Annotated in this window: 16 protein-coding genes; 7 read left to right on the top strand and 9 right to left on the bottom strand. The window is 61.1% G+C overall.

Annotated elements, in window-relative coordinates:
- Positions 1-15: 15 nt before the first annotated feature.
- Positions 16-420: a serine kinase/phosphatase gene (locus GQX66_RS10350; protein WP_240868689.1), complete on the bottom strand. Its 405-nt coding sequence runs from the start codon at positions 418-420 to the stop codon at positions 16-18.
- A 142-nt stretch (positions 421-562) separates the two neighbouring features.
- Here GQX66_RS10350 and can point away from each other — a divergent pair, with 142 nt between their 5' ends.
- Positions 563-1,207 carry a carbonate dehydratase gene (gene can / locus GQX66_RS10345; RefSeq protein WP_011335942.1) on the top strand — a complete coding sequence of 215 codons (645 nt, stop codon included), beginning with the start codon at positions 563-565 and terminating at the stop codon, positions 1,205-1,207.
- A gap of 8 nt (positions 1,208-1,215) precedes the next feature.
- On the opposite strand, the gene GQX66_RS10340 is transcribed toward can, so the two are convergent.
- From GQX66_RS10340 to GQX66_RS10320, 5 genes are all read right to left on the bottom strand, one after another.
- On the bottom strand, positions 1,216-1,743 hold the full coding sequence (locus GQX66_RS10340) for an SET domain-containing protein-lysine N-methyltransferase (protein ID WP_102687515.1): 528 nt from the start codon (positions 1,741-1,743) through the stop codon (positions 1,216-1,218).
- Positions 1,744-1,923: 180 nt separating this feature from the next.
- Entirely contained in the window at positions 1,924-3,096 is a 1,173-nt protein-coding gene (locus GQX66_RS10335; protein WP_134023832.1) for a hypothetical protein, read from the bottom strand.
- Between the two features lie 61 nt (positions 3,097-3,157).
- A complete protein-coding gene (locus tag GQX66_RS10330) occupies positions 3,158-4,885 on the bottom strand; it encodes a J domain-containing protein (protein WP_240868687.1) in 1,728 nt (575 codons plus the stop codon).
- A gap of 11 nt (positions 4,886-4,896) precedes the next feature.
- Positions 4,897-6,594 carry a molecular chaperone HscC gene (locus GQX66_RS10325; RefSeq protein ID WP_240868683.1) on the bottom strand — a complete coding sequence of 566 codons (1,698 nt, stop codon included), beginning with the start codon at positions 6,592-6,594 and terminating at the stop codon, positions 4,897-4,899.
- A gap of 220 nt (positions 6,595-6,814) precedes the next feature.
- Positions 6,815-8,233, bottom strand: a complete 1,419-nt coding sequence (locus GQX66_RS10320) for a TIGR00366 family protein (RefSeq protein WP_240868674.1) — start codon at positions 8,231-8,233, stop codon at positions 6,815-6,817.
- Positions 8,234-8,432: 199 nt separating this feature from the next.
- On the opposite strand from GQX66_RS10320, the gene GQX66_RS10315 reads away from it, so the two are divergent.
- From GQX66_RS10315 to GQX66_RS10290, 5 genes are all read left to right on the top strand, one after another.
- The gene (locus GQX66_RS10315) at positions 8,433-9,746 is read left to right on the top strand and encodes an MFS transporter (RefSeq protein WP_240868671.1); all 1,314 of its coding nucleotides are present in this window, start codon (positions 8,433-8,435) and stop codon (positions 9,744-9,746) included.
- A gap of 117 nt (positions 9,747-9,863) precedes the next feature.
- Positions 9,864-11,180: a PAS domain-containing methyl-accepting chemotaxis protein gene (locus GQX66_RS28505; protein WP_102716929.1), complete on the top strand. Its 1,317-nt coding sequence runs from the start codon at positions 9,864-9,866 to the stop codon at positions 11,178-11,180.
- An 87-nt stretch (positions 11,181-11,267) separates the two neighbouring features.
- Positions 11,268-11,867, top strand: coding sequence for a flavin reductase family protein (locus GQX66_RS10300; protein WP_102687519.1), 600 nt, complete (start codon positions 11,268-11,270; stop codon positions 11,865-11,867).
- A gap of 92 nt (positions 11,868-11,959) precedes the next feature.
- Positions 11,960-12,520, top strand: coding sequence for a DUF2975 domain-containing protein (locus GQX66_RS10295; RefSeq protein WP_102687520.1), 561 nt, complete (start codon positions 11,960-11,962; stop codon positions 12,518-12,520).
- A gap of 7 nt (positions 12,521-12,527) precedes the next feature.
- On the top strand, positions 12,528-12,749 hold the full coding sequence (locus GQX66_RS10290) for a helix-turn-helix transcriptional regulator (RefSeq protein ID WP_102687521.1): 222 nt from the start codon (positions 12,528-12,530) through the stop codon (positions 12,747-12,749).
- Between the two features lie 87 nt (positions 12,750-12,836).
- On the opposite strand, the gene ggt is transcribed toward GQX66_RS10290, so the two are convergent.
- Positions 12,837-14,669 (bottom strand): gamma-glutamyltransferase, encoded by a 1,833-nt coding sequence (gene ggt, locus GQX66_RS10285; protein ID WP_102687522.1) that lies wholly within the window; start codon positions 14,667-14,669, stop codon positions 12,837-12,839.
- A gap of 155 nt (positions 14,670-14,824) precedes the next feature.
- On the opposite strand from ggt, the gene GQX66_RS10280 reads away from it, so the two are divergent.
- The gene (locus GQX66_RS10280; RefSeq protein WP_240868669.1) at positions 14,825-15,931 is read left to right on the top strand and encodes a DUF2817 domain-containing protein; all 1,107 of its coding nucleotides are present in this window, start codon (positions 14,825-14,827) and stop codon (positions 15,929-15,931) included.
- A gap of 77 nt (positions 15,932-16,008) precedes the next feature.
- Here GQX66_RS10280 and GQX66_RS10275 read toward each other — a convergent pair whose 3' ends face one another.
- A complete protein-coding gene (locus GQX66_RS10275) occupies positions 16,009-16,260 on the bottom strand; it encodes a bacteriocin immunity protein (protein ID WP_134023818.1) in 252 nt (83 codons plus the stop codon).
- A gap of 6 nt (positions 16,261-16,266) precedes the next feature.
- Positions 16,267-16,969, bottom strand: a 703-nt coding sequence (locus tag GQX66_RS10270) for an S-type pyocin domain-containing protein (RefSeq protein ID WP_240868656.1), incomplete at its 5' end; no start/stop codon positions are given.

Below are 16,969 nucleotides of genomic sequence, written 5' to 3'. Positions count from 1 at the left end.
TCGCGGCAGGAGTCCTCAGCGCTTGCGATCCAGCGGATCGCGGCGCGCCAGTTCCGCTTCATCCAGCCCGTTGCCGCCGCCGATGTCGTCCTCGTCGACCACGCTCAAATCCCAATCGGCCTGATTGCCTTCTCCGAGTTCGTGGGCATCCCGGGCACCGTCCTCACGGATCAGGGTTTCCGGGCTCAGGTCATCATCGGTGGGCTCGTGATCGGCGGTCGATGCCCCGGTGAAACCGGCTTCACGCACGCGGTCACGGGGCATCAACTGTTCGCGCTCGCGCTCGGGCAGCTCATCGCCGATCTTCGCACTGGGCTGTTCGTCGTCGAAGTCCAGCTCGTGCACCGAACCCATGCGGTCTTCGTTATCATCGATGGGCTCCGGTTGCGCCGCATCGAAGGGACGTCGTGAATCAGTCATGGCAATTCCTCATACTGTGGGCCTTACTGGGATGGACTCACCGGGTGCACGAGAAATTCAAAGCAAATCACCCACGATCCCCGCGTGACCCCGACGGGCGGTCGACTGTCATACCAGCGCATCTTTCTTGAGGCCTTACAGCATGCATGACTTACAAGACCTGATTGATAACAACGAGCGTTGGGCTGACGCGATCACCAAGGAAGACCCGGATTTCTTCGCCAAGCTGGCTCGTCAGCAGACGCCTGAATATCTGTGGATCGGCTGCTCCGACGCACGGGTGCCGGCCAACGAAATCGTCGGCATGCTGCCGGGCGATCTGTTCGTTCACCGCAACGTTGCCAACGTGGTGCTGCACACTGACCTCAACTGCCTGTCGGTGATCCAGTACGCAGTGGACGTGCTCAAGGTCAAACATATTCTGGTGACCGGGCACTACGGCTGCGGCGGTGTGCGGGCGTCGATGCAGGATCGTCAGTTCGGCCTGATCGACGGCTGGCTGCGTTCGATCCGCGACCTTTACTACGAAAAACGCGAAGAACTGGCCAGGCTGCCGACCGAAGAAGAGCAGGTCGACCGTCTGTGCGAGCTCAACGTGATCCAGCAAGTGGCCAACGTCGCCCACACCAGCATCATCCAGAACGCCTGGCATCGCGGGCAGAGCCTGTCGATCCACGGCTGCATCTACGGCATCAAGGATGGTCGCTGGAAGAGCCTGAACACCACGATCAGCGGTTTCGAGCAATTGCCGCCGCAATACCGTTTGCGTCCGGTCGGCGCGCCTTGACCGGTCGTTCAGCGTAAACCTTGCCGGCGGCGCCAGCTCAACAAGTAGCGCTGGCCTTCAAGATTGGGTGATTCGTCGTAACCGGTGATCCACCCACGGCAGCGCGAGGAGCCGCAACCGCAGGCGAACTGCCGCAGCAGTTTGTCTTCGGTGGCGGTGTAGTCCATGGTCAATCGTTCACCTTCGGCAATGTCGCGCAGAGCCCAGAACCATAATTCTACTGCGTCAAAGAAGGTGTTTGGATCGCATGAGTGTTCGAAAAGTCCGCAAAAGCGTGGATCGTAGATATGAATCCCTGGCATCAGTTGCCGGGTCTGCCGGCAGCGATAGGGCAGCAACTGGCCTGAAACCCGGCACATTCGGGTGATGCGCAGGAACTCCCGGCACGCTACGACAGCGGTGGCTACGCCCTCGGGATCGTGAACAATCTCGAAATCCTGTTTTGACGGAAATCCCATGCGCACGGGGAGTCCGGCAAAAGGATAAATGCCCTCGGTATCGCGTGCCGGTTTACCCGGTAATGCGTGAGTGTTCATAACGTTCCCTGTTGGCCAGGTGTCGCGACTTTCCCGAGCTGACGTCCTGTCAGTCCTGCAACACGATCATTGGATCCAAGATCCCGTAAATCACATTAGCGGTCTACTGTCAGATCTGACAGGCGAAATAGACGCTTTCCCGGGTCAGCCAAGGCTGACACGGGAACATCGCATGTCCTTTCAGAGATGGGCCGCGGGCGCGGCCATGTCCGGCAATGGGCTTTTGAGCTGTTGCAACTGGGATTTGACTGGTGCGGTCGAGCAGGTCTTGTCCGCCTGTGCCACGGTCTGGTTGCGGATCGTGGTGTAGAACAGCTCGCAGGTCTTGGCTTTCTGCGTCACTTGCCAGGTCTGGGTGCAGCTGTTGAGCAGTGTCTTCGGATCGGTGCCCGGTTTGCTGCCCATCCCGGCCTGCCAGCAGGCGGCGCTCAGGTCTTGCCCCATTACCTTCAGACCGGCCGCATCGGCCTTGGCCTGGGCGTCGTCGCCGGTGTAGTTGTTCGGGTCGGCGGCGTACCAGATGTAGCTCGGGTGGTTCGAACCCAGCACCGGCACGTTCACCCCCGTGCTAGGGCTGATGGTTGCCAGACCCAGTACATTCACGGTCGCGCCGTATTGCTGCTTGATCCAGTTACGCACCGGCGCACCAAAGGCAACCATCGGCAGCACAGCGCCGCCGGCGTTCTGACTGACCTGCCTGACCATGGTGGTCTGGTAATCCTTGAAGTAGTCGTACACGCCTTCCAGATCCTTGCCGGCGCTGGCGGGCGCGGCGATCGGGGCGATGTCGATGATGGTCTGGTAGGCCGGCGTCTGGTTGGCGGGGATGCCATTGTCGGTCAGCAGCGCGGCCCAGCGGTCGGTGGTGTTCGAGCGCAGGTAATCCTGGGCCTGGGTCAGTGAGTAATCCGGCGGGAAGTGCAACAGCTCGACACTCTTGCGGTTTTCCAAGGCCATGCCCAGTGGCAGGAACAGGTACCAGCTGTACGCCCATTTGCCGTCGGCATTGAGTTTACTGGCGCCGTTGTAGGCCAGGTCACCGGCATCCAGCAGCGCGGTCAGCGGCTTGTCGTAGCCCTTCGGTACGCCGCTGATTTCGGCGTAGAGCTGATCGTTGTCGTTTTTCACCAGCACTTTGGCGTTGGTGTAGCCGTCGCGCTGCACGCTCTGGCTCAGGTAATGGGCGACTGTCTGCTCCAGCGTCCAGTTGCGAAAGCAGATCACGCTGCAATTGTTGGGGTAGGCGAAGAGGCGGGTGACGCGTTCGGTGCTGCCCAGTTTCAGGTCGACATCGGCGTGGGCGGCGGCGCTCAACGTGAGCGCCGCGAGGGTGAGGCCTGCGAGTTTCAACATGCTCAGATCCTTTTCAGCGAGGGTAAAACCTTGGTGGAGGGCAATCCGGCCCGCGTCCAGCCTAGCCGGGGAACAGGTGTTTCAGCGAATAACCAAGCTGACTGGCGAGAATCACGCCGGTCATGACCACCAGAAACAGCAGTTGCAACGGGCTGAAATGCGCCCAGTGCAGCGCGGTCAGCCACGGGTGCTTGTCGCTGAACTCCGGGTCGAGCGTACCGATGCGCCGCTTGTGCCAGAGCCCGATCAGGATCACTCCGATATAGGTGAAGGCTCCCAGCCCACCGAGCATGACCGAGAACAGCAGGATCATGACGGCTTGCGGTACGCCATGGCGCAGCACGAGCCAGCGGGTATCAGGGTTCCATCGGCGCGGAATGATCCTTTCGGTCAACCACAGATCCTGAACGATCAAATGGGCGCTGATCAGAAACCAATAACTCAAGCCGATCCGGAAAAACCAGACAGGAACACAGGCGAAGGCCAGGGGAATGACGATGCTCATCGCTGTGGTCTTGTGCTCGGCGGGCAGATAGAACAGCCACAGCGCCAGCGCAATCGCGGCCCATGAGCGCAACCAGGTTTCGGCGGCGATGTAGCGCGGCAGAAACCGTCGCCAGTAGAAAACATCGGCGTAGGGCAGGCGGGCGAGCAGGTCGGGAAAGCGCCACTTGAGGGTTTCCGACAACTGCTGGCAGGCCTGCCAGTCAGCCGGGATGAACCGGTCGGTCATGTCTTTCTGCTGTCGCGGCTTCATCGGGCTGATCAGCATCCGCGCGGCCAGAGCGTCGGGCGACCCGTTGCGCTGATCTTCGGCCCGGGCGCACAGGGTGTCGTAGAGGCTTTCCTGGTTGCAGCGCTCGATCAGCGCCTGCCAGAGCCAGTCCGGTTGCGGATGAATACCCTTGGTGTCGTCCCAGCCAAATAATTGGGAGATACGGTCGAACAGCGGAACGCTCCACTCTGTGTCCTGCAGCAGTTGCAGGATGATCTGCTGCCAATGTTCCCGACGGTCGAACACCTGGAGCCAGGGTTGGGCCGTGTAAGTCTTGAGCAGCGCGAGAAATTCGCGCTCGTTTTGCGAGGCGAGCAGCGTTTCCAGCGATTGCCGGTAATCCGCAAGCAACTCGTTGGCGAGAATGCTGCGCTGCCCGTCGCCGATGACGATTTCCTGCCAAGGGCCCAGCCAACCGAGGTGCTGCACCGCCCAACGGGCAATCGAAAGACGCAGCGCGGGATGGTCGAAGCACAACGTCAGCAACAGCGCCTGGAACGCTTGCGCACAATCCTGCTGGCGCGCTTGCTCCCAGCGCTCACCCAGATTGTTGTCCGAGAGGCCGTTCAGCAATTGCGATGCGGCTTCGATGGCCGGGTCGGCAGTCGGCTGCTCGGGCTCCAGGTTAAGAGGCTCCGGATTCAGGGGCTGTACCCGCAAGGTCTGCGACTCGAGCGGTGCTTCGGGCGCGGCCGGGGTCACCGGTTCGAATAGCGCCGCAGGGTACTCCCACGCATCGGTCCCGGTCTTCTGCAGCGGCTGAACCATGGATTGCTCTTGCACCGCCAGCGCGGCGATCCCAGGAGCCAGCATGACGTCGCCGTGCTCCTCGGTCTCTTCGTTTTCCAGGCGCCATTGGGCAATCGAGAGTGCGCGCTCATAGGCCTCGCGCAGGCGCTGGAAGCCTGCGGCATCTTCATCGGGCCGAAAGACTTTCAGCAGCCGCGCATAACTGCGTTTGATATCACGCAGCCCGGCGTCTTCGGGCAGTTGCAGGACAGACCAGCATTCCATGTCGTGCTTCCTTACTGCCAGGGGTTACGGTCGAGGGCGCTCAACTGCTTGCTCAGTTCGGTACGGGTTTCACGGATCTGCCGCTCATCCTGGGAATCCAGCGCCTGCTGGAATTGCTTGGCCCAGTAGCCGATCTGATCGCGCAAGTCGCCCAGGCTTTCCTGATACAGACGTTCCAGCCGTGCACTGAGCAGGGTGTTCACCTGTTGCTCGCGCGGATGGATCTTCAATTGCGCCAAGGCTTGCAGACGCTGCTGGATTTCCTCCGGCGTCAGCACGCCGGGGTTGTTTTCGATGACCAGCGAATGTTGCTGACCGGTCAGGGGAATGCTGACCTGGGCTTCGAGCAAACCGTTGTTGTCGTAGGTGAAACGCACATCCAGTTCGACTTCGCCGGCCTTGCGCTTGGGCACCTTGATGTCCAGTTGGCCGAGCGCCACGTTGTCTTTGACCAGGCGGCTTTCGCCCTGAAAGATTTTGACGACGACCTGTTCCTGATTGTCGTGAAGGGTCTGCACGGTTTTGACCCGGCTGACCGGGACGATGCTGTTGCGCTCGATGATCGGCAGGTAATGACCGCTTTCATACTGGCGACCGACCTGGGTGGAGGTCTCGATCCCCAGGGTGTAGGAGCAGACATCAGTGAGCACCACTTCTTCCAGCGCGGCCGAACGGGCCTTGAGCGCTGCCTGAATCGCCGCGCCTTGAGCAACCACCTGATCCGGATCGAGGCTGATCGACGGGAAGCGGCCGAACAGCCCGGCAGCCAGTTTGCGCACCAGCGGCATGCGGGTGGTGCCGCCGACCAGCAGGATTTCATCGAGGTCGCTGACGCGGATGCGTGCGTCACGCAGGGCCCGTTCGATCGGCGCGCGCAGGCGTTCGAGCAGCGGCATGTACAGCGTCGCCATTTGCGCCTGAGTGATGGTCTGGGTCCATTGCTTTTCGCCAACCTGCAATCTGAATTCGGCGCTGGCGTCCTGACCCAATGCACGGCGCACACGTTCTGCCTCGCGGCGCAGCGGCTGGAGGATGCTGGAGCGCTCGGGGAAGTCCGACACGTTGCGATGCTGATCGATAAAGTGCTCAAGCAGCACGTTGTCGAAATCCTCGCCGCCGAGGAAGTTGTCACCGGCGCTGGCGCGCACCTCCATGACCCCCTCGAAGAGTTCGAGAATCGACACGTCGAACGTACCGCCGCCCAGATCGAACACCAGGAACGACGTTTCCTTGTCCCGTTGGTGCAGGCCGTAGGCGAGTGCGGCGGCGGTGGGTTCGTTGATCAGCTTTTCTACTTTGAGTCCCGCCAGTTCACCGGCAATGCGCGTGGCCTTGCGCTGGGCGTCGCTGAAATAGGCCGGAACGCTGATCACGGCTTCCGTGACGGTCTGCCCGTAGGTGCGCTCGACGTCTTCTTTCAGGCTCTTGAGCACCAGCGCCGACAGCTCTTCCGGACGGAATTTTTTATCCCCGAGGTAGACCTCCGTCGCACTGCCCATATGGCGCTTGAACAGCGAAGCGGTCAGGCGCGGATGGGTGTGCAGGCGTTCGCGAGCAGCTTGACCGACCAGAATCCGGCCCTGATCGTCCAGGCCCACCACGCTGGGTGTCAGGAACTGCCCCAGGGCGTTAGGCACCAACTCAGTGGCATCGCCGCGCCATACGGCAACAAGGCTGTTGGTGGTTCCCAGGTCAATCCCGACGATCATTGCAACGAACTCCCTTTGCGCTCAGACAAAAAATGAAACAGATATTGGGCGCGCAAGAATATTACCGAGGCAGTGGCGCGGTAAAGAAAGATGATGGCTCTGAGCCATTATTTACGACAGGCAACCGCAGGAGGGATGGTTCGGGTCGCTTTTTGTCGAAGGGGTCGAAGGGGTCGAAGGGAAAGACAGGGCGCCGGAGCCGGCGCCCTGTGGTCATCGTTTAAGGCATGACCGGCGGCAAGTACGAAAGCGTCGTGCCCAGCGCCCACAGCAGCACCAATACCAACGGCGTGTGCACCAGTAATTGCACGAACGAGAAACCGATCAGATCCCGCGCCTTCAGCCCCAGCACGCCCAGCAACGGCAGCATGTAGAACGGGTTGATCAGGTTCGGCAGGGCTTCGGCGGCGTTGTAGATCTGCACCGCCCAACCGAGGTGATAGTTCAGATCGTTGGCCACCTGCATCACGTACGGCGCCTCGATGATCCACTTGCCGCCGCCGGACGGAATGAAGAAACCGAGAATCGCCGAGTACACGCCCATCAGCAGCGCATAGGTGTCATGTGAGGCGATGCTGACGAAGAACGTCGAGATGTGATGGGCCAGGGTCTGGGCGTCAGTGCCCTTGACCGTGGTCATCAGCGCGGCAATCGAACCGTACAGCGGGAACTGGATCAGCACCCCGGTGGTGGTCGGCACGGCACGCGACACCGCATCGAGGAAACTGCGCGGGCGCCAGTGCAGCAACGCGCCGAGCATGATGAACAGGAAGTTGTAGGTGTTGAGCCCGGAAATCGCGGTGATCGCCGGTTTGGTCGAGAACTCGTGGAACAGCCATCCGGCCGCCAGCAGCACCAGCAGAATGATCAGCAGGGGGCTGTGTTCCAGCCATTCGCCGGGGCGGGTACGCGGTTGCAGCGGTGGCAGGTTGAAGGCCGGGTCGATGCCGCAGGCCTTGGCGTCACGCGCCGAGTTCGGGCCGGGCGCGGTGGCGTAGGCGATGATGATCGAAATCACGATCAGCGCCAGCAGCATGACTCCCGACTGCCAGAGGAAAATCGTTTGGGTGAACGGAATCACCCCGGTGATCGACAGGATCGACGGCGGCAGACTGGCCGGGTTGGCCTGCAACTGCGCGGCGGACGACGACAGGCCCAGCGCCCAAACGGCGCCGAGGCCAAGATAGGCGGCGGCACCGGCGGCGCGGTAGTCCATTTTCAGATCGGTGCGGCGGGCGAGAGCGCGCACCAGCAGACCGCCGAACACCAGCGACAGGCCCCAGTTCAACAAGGACGCGACCATCGAAATCAGCGCGACCCAGGCCACGGCCGAGCGACCGTTCTTCGGGATCCGCGCCAGGCGATCGATCAGCTTTACGGCGGGCGGCGAACTGGCCACGACATAACCACCGATCACCACGAAGGCCATCTGCATGGTGAACGGGATCAGGCTCCAGAACCCGTCACCGAAGGCCATGGCCGCGTCGGTGGGTTTGGCGCCAATGGCCAGGGTCGCCAGCGCGACGATGATCACCGCCAGCGCGGCGAATACCCAGGAGTCGGGAAACCAGCGTTCGGCGAAACTTGAACAGCGCAAGGCAAAGCGCGCAGAGCGGCTATCTTCGATATCAACGGCCACGGGAGTACCTCGGATTTTTATGTTTATTGTGGTCTTCGGGGCTTGGCCGGCCCGTCTGGACAGGTGCCAACAGTAAATCAACCGGCGGATTTTTGTGACCGTGTTTTGCCGAATCAGACTATGGTCTAACGGGTTGTCCGGCGGCCCGTTTGCGTAGACCATGGGCGCCTTGGTTTTTTGCCTGCCAGAGTTCTTTGCAATGACTGCCCATTCCACTGCCCGACCGGCGCCGTTCAGCCGTTCCGACTACAAGACCCTCGGCCTCGCGGCCCTGGGCGGGGCGCTGGAGATCTACGATTTCATCATTTTCGTGTTCTTCGCCCTGACCCTCAGCCAGCTGTTCTTCCCGCCGGAAATGCCCGAGTGGCTGCGCCTGCTGCAAAGCTTCGGGATCTTCGTCACCGGCTATCTGGCGCGCCCGCTGGGCGGGATCCTGATGGCGCATTTCGCCGACCGGCTGGGGCGCAAGAAGGTTTTCAGCCTGAGCATCCTGATGATGGCGCTGCCGTGCCTGCTGATCGGGATCATGCCGACTTATGCACAGATCGGTTATTTCGCACCGTTGCTGCTGCTGGCGCTGCGCATCCTGCAAGGCGCGGCGGTGGGCGGTGAAGTGCCGAGCGCCTGGGTATTCGTGGCCGAGCATGCTCCGGCCGGGCATCGCGGTTATGCCCTGGGCTTTCTGCAGGCCGGGCTGACCTTCGGTTATCTGATCGGCGCATTGACCGCGACTTTTCTGGCGCAAGTGTTCACCCCGGCCGAAGTGCTGGATTACGCGTGGCGTTATCCGTTCCTGCTTGGTGGTGTGTTCGGCGTGATCGGTGTCTGGCTGCGCCGCTGGCTGAGCGAAACCCCGGTGTTCATGGCCATGGAAGCGCAGCGCGAGGCGCGGGTCGAACTGCCGTTGCGCACCGTGCTGCGCGATCATCGGCTGGCCATGTTGCCGGCGATGCTCCTGACCTGCGTGCTGACCTCGGCAGTGGTGGTGTTCGTGGTCATCACCCCGACCATGATGCAAAAAACCTTCGGCATGACCGCCGGCCACACCTTCGCGCTGAGCGCGCTGGGCATTGTTTTCCTGAACATCGGCTGCGTGATCGCCGGCCGGCTGGTCGATCGCATCGGCGCCTGGCGCACGGTCATGCTTTACAGTCTGCTGCTGCCGCTGGGCATCGGTCTGCTTTATAGCTGCCTGATCAGCGGCGGGGATTGGGTCGGTCTGGCCTACGCCATCGCCGGCTTGTGCTGTGGCGTGGTCGGTGCGGTGCCGTCGGTGATGGTCAGCCTGTTCCCGGCGCGGATCCGCGTTTCCGGGATCTCCTTCACCTACAACATTGCCTACGCCGCCTGGGCCAGTGTCACGCCGTTGCTGCTGATCGGTCTGATGCCGTGGAGTCCGTGGATCTGCGTGATGTTCTGCGCGGTGATGGGCGTGGTGGGCGTCGTCAGCGCGGCGTATTTCGGCTCGCGCATGCCGCGCGCAGAACAGTGCCCGGTGGCCGGCACCGCCTGAATTGTCGAGGCGTAACTATTTTTGTAGGACACGCCTCAAGCGCTCTTCAGAAAAGATTTCCAAGGCCGATGGTTAGGCTGCATACCCGCTCTCCATCCAGTCCATCGGTGCTTTCCCATGTTCAACAAACGCCTGAAGCAAGAGCTGGCGGCTCTTCGTGAAGAACTCTCCAGCCTTCTGCAAGTGAAGGAGAGCCTGGAAAGCGAGATGCTGGTGCTCACCCTTGAGCCCGACGGACGGATTCAGTCGGTCAACCAGAACTTCCTCAACGAAATGCTCTACAAGAGTCACGATCTGATCGGCCGCGCCATCGAAGACATCGTGCCGGCCCATGTGAAGTCGGACGAGTTTCATCACCGCTTCAAGGCCGCCCTGACCCGTGGCGAGCATTTCGCCGGCGCTGTGCGTCTTTCCCGCGGTAATGGCGAAGAGGCGTGGTTGCGTTCGATCGTGCAGCCGATTCGTTCATCGGATGGCCGGATCAAACATTTCTCGATTTTCTCCAGCGACCTGACCCGCACTATCGAGGCCTCCCGCGAACACGAAAACCTGATCGGCGCGCTGGTGCGTTCGACCGCCGTGATCGAGTTCGACCTCAGCGGAAACGTGCTGAGCGCCAACGAACGGTTCCTCCAAGGCATGGGTTACAGCCTGGCGCAGATCAAGGGCAAACATCACCGCCAGTTCTGCGAGCCGGAGGAGTACAACAGCGCCGAATACCAGAACTTCTGGCGTCGCCTGAACAACGGCGAATTCGTTGCCGGCCGTTTCAAGCGGGTCGACAGCCATGGCCGGACGGTCTGGCTGGAGGCGTCCTACAACCCGGTGCTCGACGCCAACGAAAAGCTCTACAAAGTGGTGAAGTTCGCCACGGTGATCACCGATCAGGTCAATCAGGAACAGGCCGTCGCCGACGCCGCCAACATCGCCTACAGCACGTCCCTGCAGACCGACAGCACCGCCCAGCGCGGCACTCGTGTGGTGACTGAAGCGGTCAACGTGATGCGCGATCTGTCGAAGCACATGCAGACCGCCGGCGAAGGCATCGAGGCGTTGAACGAGCAATCCCAGGTAATCGGCACCATCGTCAAGACCATCAGCGGCATTGCCGAACAGACCAACCTGTTGGCGCTTAACGCGGCCATCGAAGCTGCTCGCGCCGGTGAGCAAGGCCGAGGCTTTGCGGTGGTGGCCGACGAAGTGCGGCAACTGGCTTCGCGCACCAGCCAGGCGACCGAAGAAATCGTCGGTGTGGTGCGCCAGAACCAGGACATGGCGCGCAACGCCGTGGCCCTGATGACCGACGGCAAGCAACAGGCCGAACAAGGGCTGGCGCTGGCGGCGGAGGCCGGTACGGTGATCGTCGAGATTCAGGACGGCGCGCAGAAAGTGGTGGATGCAGTCGGCCAGTTCGCCAACCAGTTATCCAACTGATGCCTGCCAGGCGATGGGATGGTACACGGCCATCCCTTCGTTGTTTTTATCCCGCTACAATCGGCTCTTTTTCCCGGAGCAGATCCCATGAGCGAGTCCTTCCGTCGCCCGGTTTCCCTGAACAAAGCCTACCGTCTGCTCAATCACGGGCCGACCGTGCTGGTCAGCGCCGCTCATGACGGGCAGCGCAACATCATGGCGGCTGCGTGGGCCATGCCGCTGGATTTCGAACCGCCGAAAGTCGCGGTAGTGCTCGACAAATCCACCTGGACCCGACAATTGCTCGAGGCTTCGGGCACCTTTGTTCTCAACGTTCCTTGTGTGAATCAGGCCGACATCGTGCAGACCGTCGGCTCGACATCGGGCCTGGAAATCAATCGCGATCAAGGTCAGGACAAGTTTCAGGCGTACGGCTTGCAGAGCTTTGCTGGCGAGCAGGTCGAGGCACCAATGCTGGACGGTTGCGTGGCCTGGCTCGAATGCCGGTTGCTGCCGGAGCCGCACAATCACGAGCAATACGATCTGTTCCTCGCCGAGGTGATCGCGGCGCAGGCTGATTCGCGGGTGTTCAGCGATGGACGCTGGCATTTTGAAGGGCACGATGAGCTGCGCACGCTGCATCACGTGGCCGGTGGCAACTTTCTGAAGATCGGTGATCCGGTGGTCGGTAAAAATCTTGATGTCTGACGGTTATTAATGTTTTGCAGCAATTAATTATTGTTATTCGATAATTTTAATCGTTAGGGTGGTGCTCACATTCATTCTTGTGAGGCTTTCCCATGACCACCCACGGGCTCGTGCAATTCAGTCGGCGCATGGCGACGGTGACGTTGATCCTGATCGTCGTGATGCTGCTGCTCAATGCTGTCATTTGGGTTTACCCACCGTTGGCGGAAAAGGAAGGCTGGGGATTGGGGTTTGCGCTGACCGAGCGCCAGCTGTCACACATGGCCGACGCCGCCACGCTGTTTCCATGGTGGCAGAAGCTGGGCGGGATCGTGCTGTCGAGCATTCCCCTGCTGGCGCTGGCATCGGGCCTGAACCATTTGCGCCGGCTGTTTCAGAGTTATGCGCGGGGTGAGTATTTTGCCCGGGAAACAGCGGAGCATCTGGGCAAGGTCGGGCGAGCCGTGGCGATCTGGGTGCTGCTGGATTTCCTCTGTGAGCCGATGCTCAGCCTGTGGGTCACCCAGAACGCGCCGGTCGGTGAGCGGTTGTTTACCCTGAGCATCACGGCGGCCTCATTCGTCGCGTTGTTTCTGGCCGCGTGCATTTCGATCATCGCGCGGATTCTGGCGCAGGCCAGCGAAGTGGATCGGGAAAACCGTACGTTTATTTGAGGTCCTCATGCCTATCGTGATTCAACTGGATGTGATGCTCGCGCTGCGCAAGGTCAAATCCAAAGACCTTGCAGCCGCCATCGGCATCACCGAGGCCAACCTGTCGCTGTTCAAACAGGGCAAGGTCAAAGGGCTGCGACTGGCGACCCTGGATGCCATCTGCGAGTACCTCAACTGTCAGCCCGGGGATCTGCTGGTTCGGGTGGCGGGGGAGGAGGGTGACGCCTGAGGGTTTCAGTTGGCGCTGGAAATGAATTCATGGACATACAAAAAAGGCTTACCTCTCGGTAAGCCTTTTTCAGTTGGCAGTGCTGATTCAATCCCCCAACGCTACCCCTTCACGCCGAGGATCTGCCCCGCCTGCCAGCGTTGCCTTCCCTTGAGCATCCTTGACCCGCACGATGGCCTGGGTGCCGCTGGTCATGTCGATTTCGTTGACGGTGTGGCCCTTGTCCTTGAGTGCCTGGATCAGCGTCGGGCTGAACTGGCCCTGTTCCAGTTCAGTGGGGCCGTTGCGGCTGCCGAAGTTGGGCAGGCTGATGGCGCTTTGCGGGTCGAGGTTCCAGTCGAGCAGGCCGACGGTGGTTTTGGCCACGTACTCGATGATCTGCGAGCCGCCGGGAGAGCCGACGGTGGCGACGAACTCGCCGCTTTTGCGGTCGAAGATCAGGGTCGGCGCCATCGACGAGCGCGGGCGTTTGCCGGGCTCCACGCGGTTGGCGACTTTCTGTCCGTTCTCTTCGGGGATGAACGAGAAGTCGGTCATCTGGTTGTTGAGCAGGAAACCCTGAACCATCAGGTGCGAGCCGAACGCTGCTTCGATGGTGGTGGTCATCGACACGGCGCCACCGAAGTCATCGACCGCCACCACTTGCGAGGTGGAAATGCGCAGCGGCGAGCGATCCGGCGCGTAGGCGACCTGTACGCCCGGCGGTGTGCCGGGTTTGGCGGTGCCCATGCTGCGTTCGCCGATCAGGCTGGCGCGGCTGGCCAGGTAACCCGGGTCGACCAAACCTTTGACCGGCACCGGCACGAAGTCGGTATCGGCTACGTATTGCGCGCGGTCGGCGTAGGCCAGGCGCTCGGCTTCGGCGATCAGGTGCACGGCTTGCGGCGCAGGTTCGATGCCGGCGGGTTTATCGGTTTTCACTGGCTTGAGCGGCGTCAGAGCCAGACGCGGATCGCGGGTTTCCAGCGCCTGCAAGGTGCCGAGAGTCTGCGCCACCGCAATCCCGCCCGATGATGGCGGCGGCATCCCGCAAACCTGCCAGCGCTTGTAGTCGGTGCACAGTGGCGCGCGCTCCTTGGCCTGATAGTGCTGAAGGTCGTTCAGCGACAGGCTGCCGGGGTTGGCGTGGCCCTGAACCTTGGCCACGATTTCTTCGGCGATCGGGCCTTTGTACAGCGCGTCCGCACCTTCGTTGGCGATGCGTTTGAGCACGGCGGCCAGCGCCGGGTTTTGCAGTCGCGTGCCGACGGCTTTGACGCTGCCATCGCTGTTCAGAAAGTACCTGGCCATGTCCGGCGAACGGCGAATCACCGGGTCGGATTCCAGCAGTGAATGCAGGCGCGGAGAGATCGCAAAACCCTGCTCGGCCAGTTTGATCGCCGGCTCGAACAATGTTGCCCACGGCAAGCGGCCGTGCTTTTTGTGCGCCAGCTCCAATGCACGCATCACCCCCGGTGTGCCGACAGAGCGTCCACCGATCTGCGCCTGCGGGAACGGCATCGGTTTACCGTCGGCCTGCAGAAACAGTTTCTCGGTCGCACCCGCCGGTGCCGTTTCACGACCGTCGTAGGTGCGCACCTGTTTGCCATCCCACAGCACGATCATCGCGCCGCCGCCGATCCCGGAGGATTGCGGTTCGACCAGGGTCAACACGGCTTGCATCGCGATGGCGGCATCGATGGCGGAACCACCCTGACGCAACATTTCGCGACCGGCCTCGGCGGCCAGCGGATTGGCAGCGGCGGCCATGTGTTTTTCGGCGTGGCTGGCTTGTAGGCCGGTGCGGTAACCGGAGGCGGCTTCCGGTGCCAGCGGCAAGGTCGAGGAAGGCGGGGCGTTGCAGGCCGTGAGGGCGATGGCGCTGACGATCAGCGTCAGGGCGGGCAGGCGAAACCGGTTCAGGGGCAGGGCTGGAAACACGCGGGGCTCTCCGTCCGTGGGATAAAGGTCTGACGGACTGTATCGGCCGACCGTGTACGACGCAAACCGCAGGCACCTTTGTCCTTCATGCCTTGGCGGAATTTCTGTAGGGTCATGGGCAAACGTGAAGCCAGAACAATCAACAAGAGGCCGCCATGCACAACGAGTTTCCGACCCAGCCCAGCTATCGCGAACAGCGCGAGCGCTTTTTAGCCGCCGCGAAGGTGGCGGGTGCAACGCTCTCTTCGTACGCGCATCCGCTCAATGGGCCGTTTGGCGAGTCTTTGAGTACCGATGTTGCGGTGCTGGGGGATCCAGCGGCCAAACGGCGCCTGGTGGCGCTCAGCGGCACCCACGGGGTTGAGGGATATTACGGCTCGGAGTGCCAGATCGACTGGCTGAAGCATTTCACGCCGGACTCACTGCCGAAGGACGTCGCGGTGGTGATGGTTCACCTGATCAACCCGTGGGGCACGGCGTGGCTGCGGCGGGTCAATGAAGACAACATCGACCTCAACCGCAATCACCTGGATTTCAACCGACTGCTTCCGGACAACCGCGTTTACGCGGCGCTCCATGAAATTTACGCCTGCACCGATTTGAATGGCGCCGAGCGGCAAAAGGCTGATGCCTTGCTGGATGCGCAAATTGCCGAGCACGGCTGGCCGGCTGTCATGTCGATTGTCGAGGGCGGTCAGCACAGTCATCCCGACGGATTGTTCTTTGGCGGACTCGCGCCGAGCTGGTCGAATCGCACGCTGCATTCCATCATCGAGAATCATCTGGCCGGTGCTGAAACCGTGATGTGTTTCGACCTGCACACCGGCGCCGGGGAGTACGGGCATCCGATGCTGCTGACGATTACCCAAGCGCCGTATCCAGCACTGGCCCAAGCGCAATCGATTTACGGCCCGTGGCTCTACACGCTGCACACCGGCGCCGAAACCCTGAGCGAAACCGGTGTCGCGGCAACCGCTACCGGTTACACCTCGCAGGCGTTGCTCAACGCGTTGCCGAATGTGCAACTGATGCCGTTCGTGATCGAGTGCGGGACTTATCCGGGGCCGGACGTGCATCGTTATCTGCGCGACGATCACTGGCTGCATCTGCATGGCGATCCGCTGGATGCGACGGGGAGGGCGATCAAGTTGAATCTGCTGGAGCAGTTTTATCCGGCGGATCCGGACTGGCGGGCGATTGTCGGTTTGCGGACGCGGCAGATTTGGGCGAGAGGGCTGGCGGCGTTAATGGGCGAGGGATAAACAAACGGCTTACCTTTCGGTAAGCCGTTTTGACTGCCTGGTGATGCGCAGCGGTTTTGACTATGGATGCCGGAGGGTTACTGCTTGAATCCTGGCAGTCCGTTGGCGGCGCGCCATTCTCTTACGGTCTTCGTAATGCCCACGGCAGAGTTGTCCTCTCCTGGTTCGGGATAAAAAATCAAGTCGGTGCCGTCCGGGTGGCCGGTAAGCTTTCTGAATTGTGCCAGCAGCTCGCCAAGCTCCGTATCCGATCCACTTTTATTGGTGGCACGTATTTTTTCGATGAAACGGATAAATTCGGTTTCAGTGTATTCAGATATTTTTTCCATGTGCGTTCACTGTTTTTTGTGTTGAAAGATGTGATTTTTAGGGGTGTTGATTCGGAGGTTGTCTATGTCGTAGACAGCGCCGCCATCAGTGATCCGCTCGACGTGATGTATTTCAAATACCCCTCTTGTGCCTACAGACTCCCTGTCTCGAACCGCGGGTGCGTTGCCCGACATTAAACGATCTTGGGCATCCGAATTGAACTGATCGAAAAGTTCTGGATCATCCCGCACGGCTTGCCAGAATGCTTTTCTGAACGCGTCGAAGTTTGAAAACTCCCTCCCTCTGAGTCTGTCCGCAATCCGCGTCGGAATCGGCACTCCAATCCCTGTTCCAGCTCCTGCCAGCCATACACCGGAAACATCCTCACCAATCCCCGTCACCGTCTCCGGCATCAATCTCGCCGGTTTCGAAAACACCACATATAACGACTTCAGCCCGGTCTCAGCCGGAAACACCAGAATACAATCCTCGGCGGTGATGTCTTCGCCGGGCAGGATTTCAATCTGGCTGTCGGTGTTCGCGGCGATCGGGTGGACGAGGATCGTACTCAGTGCTTCGCCGTGCTCCGGGTGAACCAGCGGCGGCATCGATCCCAGCGGCCCGCGTTGCGGCGTCCACAAAATCGTGATGCCGTTGAGCTTCGCCTCCATGGCGCTCTTGTCGTTGTTCCACTCGACTTTTACGGTACGCACCGAGTCGTCGCCCGAG

This window comes from Pseudomonas sp. B707 (assembly GCF_022496685.1).
Taxonomy (GTDB): Bacteria; Pseudomonadota; Gammaproteobacteria; order Pseudomonadales; family Pseudomonadaceae; genus Aquipseudomonas; species Aquipseudomonas paraglycinae.
Note: the sequence above shows the minus strand (reverse complement) of the source record. Positions and strands in the feature narration are given on the sequence as shown.

Excerpts from the sequence above, each read along its gene's own strand:
- GQX66_RS10275 (WP_134023818.1), bottom strand. The coding sequence starts at position 16,260 with ATGGAAAAAATATCTGAATACACTGAAACCGAATTTATCCGTTTCATC.
- GQX66_RS10335 (WP_134023832.1), bottom strand. The coding sequence starts at position 3,096 with ATGTTGAAACTCGCAGGCCTCACCCTCGCGGCGCTCACGTTGAGCGCC.
- GQX66_RS10325 (WP_240868683.1), bottom strand. The coding sequence starts at position 6,594 with ATGATCGTCGGGATTGACCTGGGAACCACCAACAGCCTTGTTGCCGTA.
- can (WP_011335942.1), top strand. The coding sequence starts at position 563 with ATGCATGACTTACAAGACCTGATTGATAACAACGAGCGTTGGGCTGAC.
- GQX66_RS10330 (WP_240868687.1), bottom strand. The coding sequence starts at position 4,885 with ATGGAATGCTGGTCTGTCCTGCAACTGCCCGAAGACGCCGGGCTGCGT.
- GQX66_RS10295 (WP_102687520.1), top strand. The coding sequence starts at position 11,960 with ATGACCACCCACGGGCTCGTGCAATTCAGTCGGCGCATGGCGACGGTG.
- GQX66_RS10300 (WP_102687519.1), top strand. The coding sequence starts at position 11,268 with ATGAGCGAGTCCTTCCGTCGCCCGGTTTCCCTGAACAAAGCCTACCGT.
- GQX66_RS28505 (WP_102716929.1), top strand. The coding sequence starts at position 9,864 with ATGTTCAACAAACGCCTGAAGCAAGAGCTGGCGGCTCTTCGTGAAGAA.
- GQX66_RS10280 (WP_240868669.1), top strand. The coding sequence starts at position 14,825 with ATGCACAACGAGTTTCCGACCCAGCCCAGCTATCGCGAACAGCGCGAG.
- GQX66_RS10350 (WP_240868689.1), bottom strand. The coding sequence starts at position 420 with ATGACTGATTCACGACGTCCCTTCGATGCGGCGCAACCGGAGCCCATC.
- GQX66_RS10340 (WP_102687515.1), bottom strand. The coding sequence starts at position 1,743 with ATGAACACTCACGCATTACCGGGTAAACCGGCACGCGATACCGAGGGC.
- GQX66_RS10315 (WP_240868671.1), top strand. The coding sequence starts at position 8,433 with ATGACTGCCCATTCCACTGCCCGACCGGCGCCGTTCAGCCGTTCCGAC.
- GQX66_RS10290 (WP_102687521.1), top strand. The coding sequence starts at position 12,528 with ATGCCTATCGTGATTCAACTGGATGTGATGCTCGCGCTGCGCAAGGTC.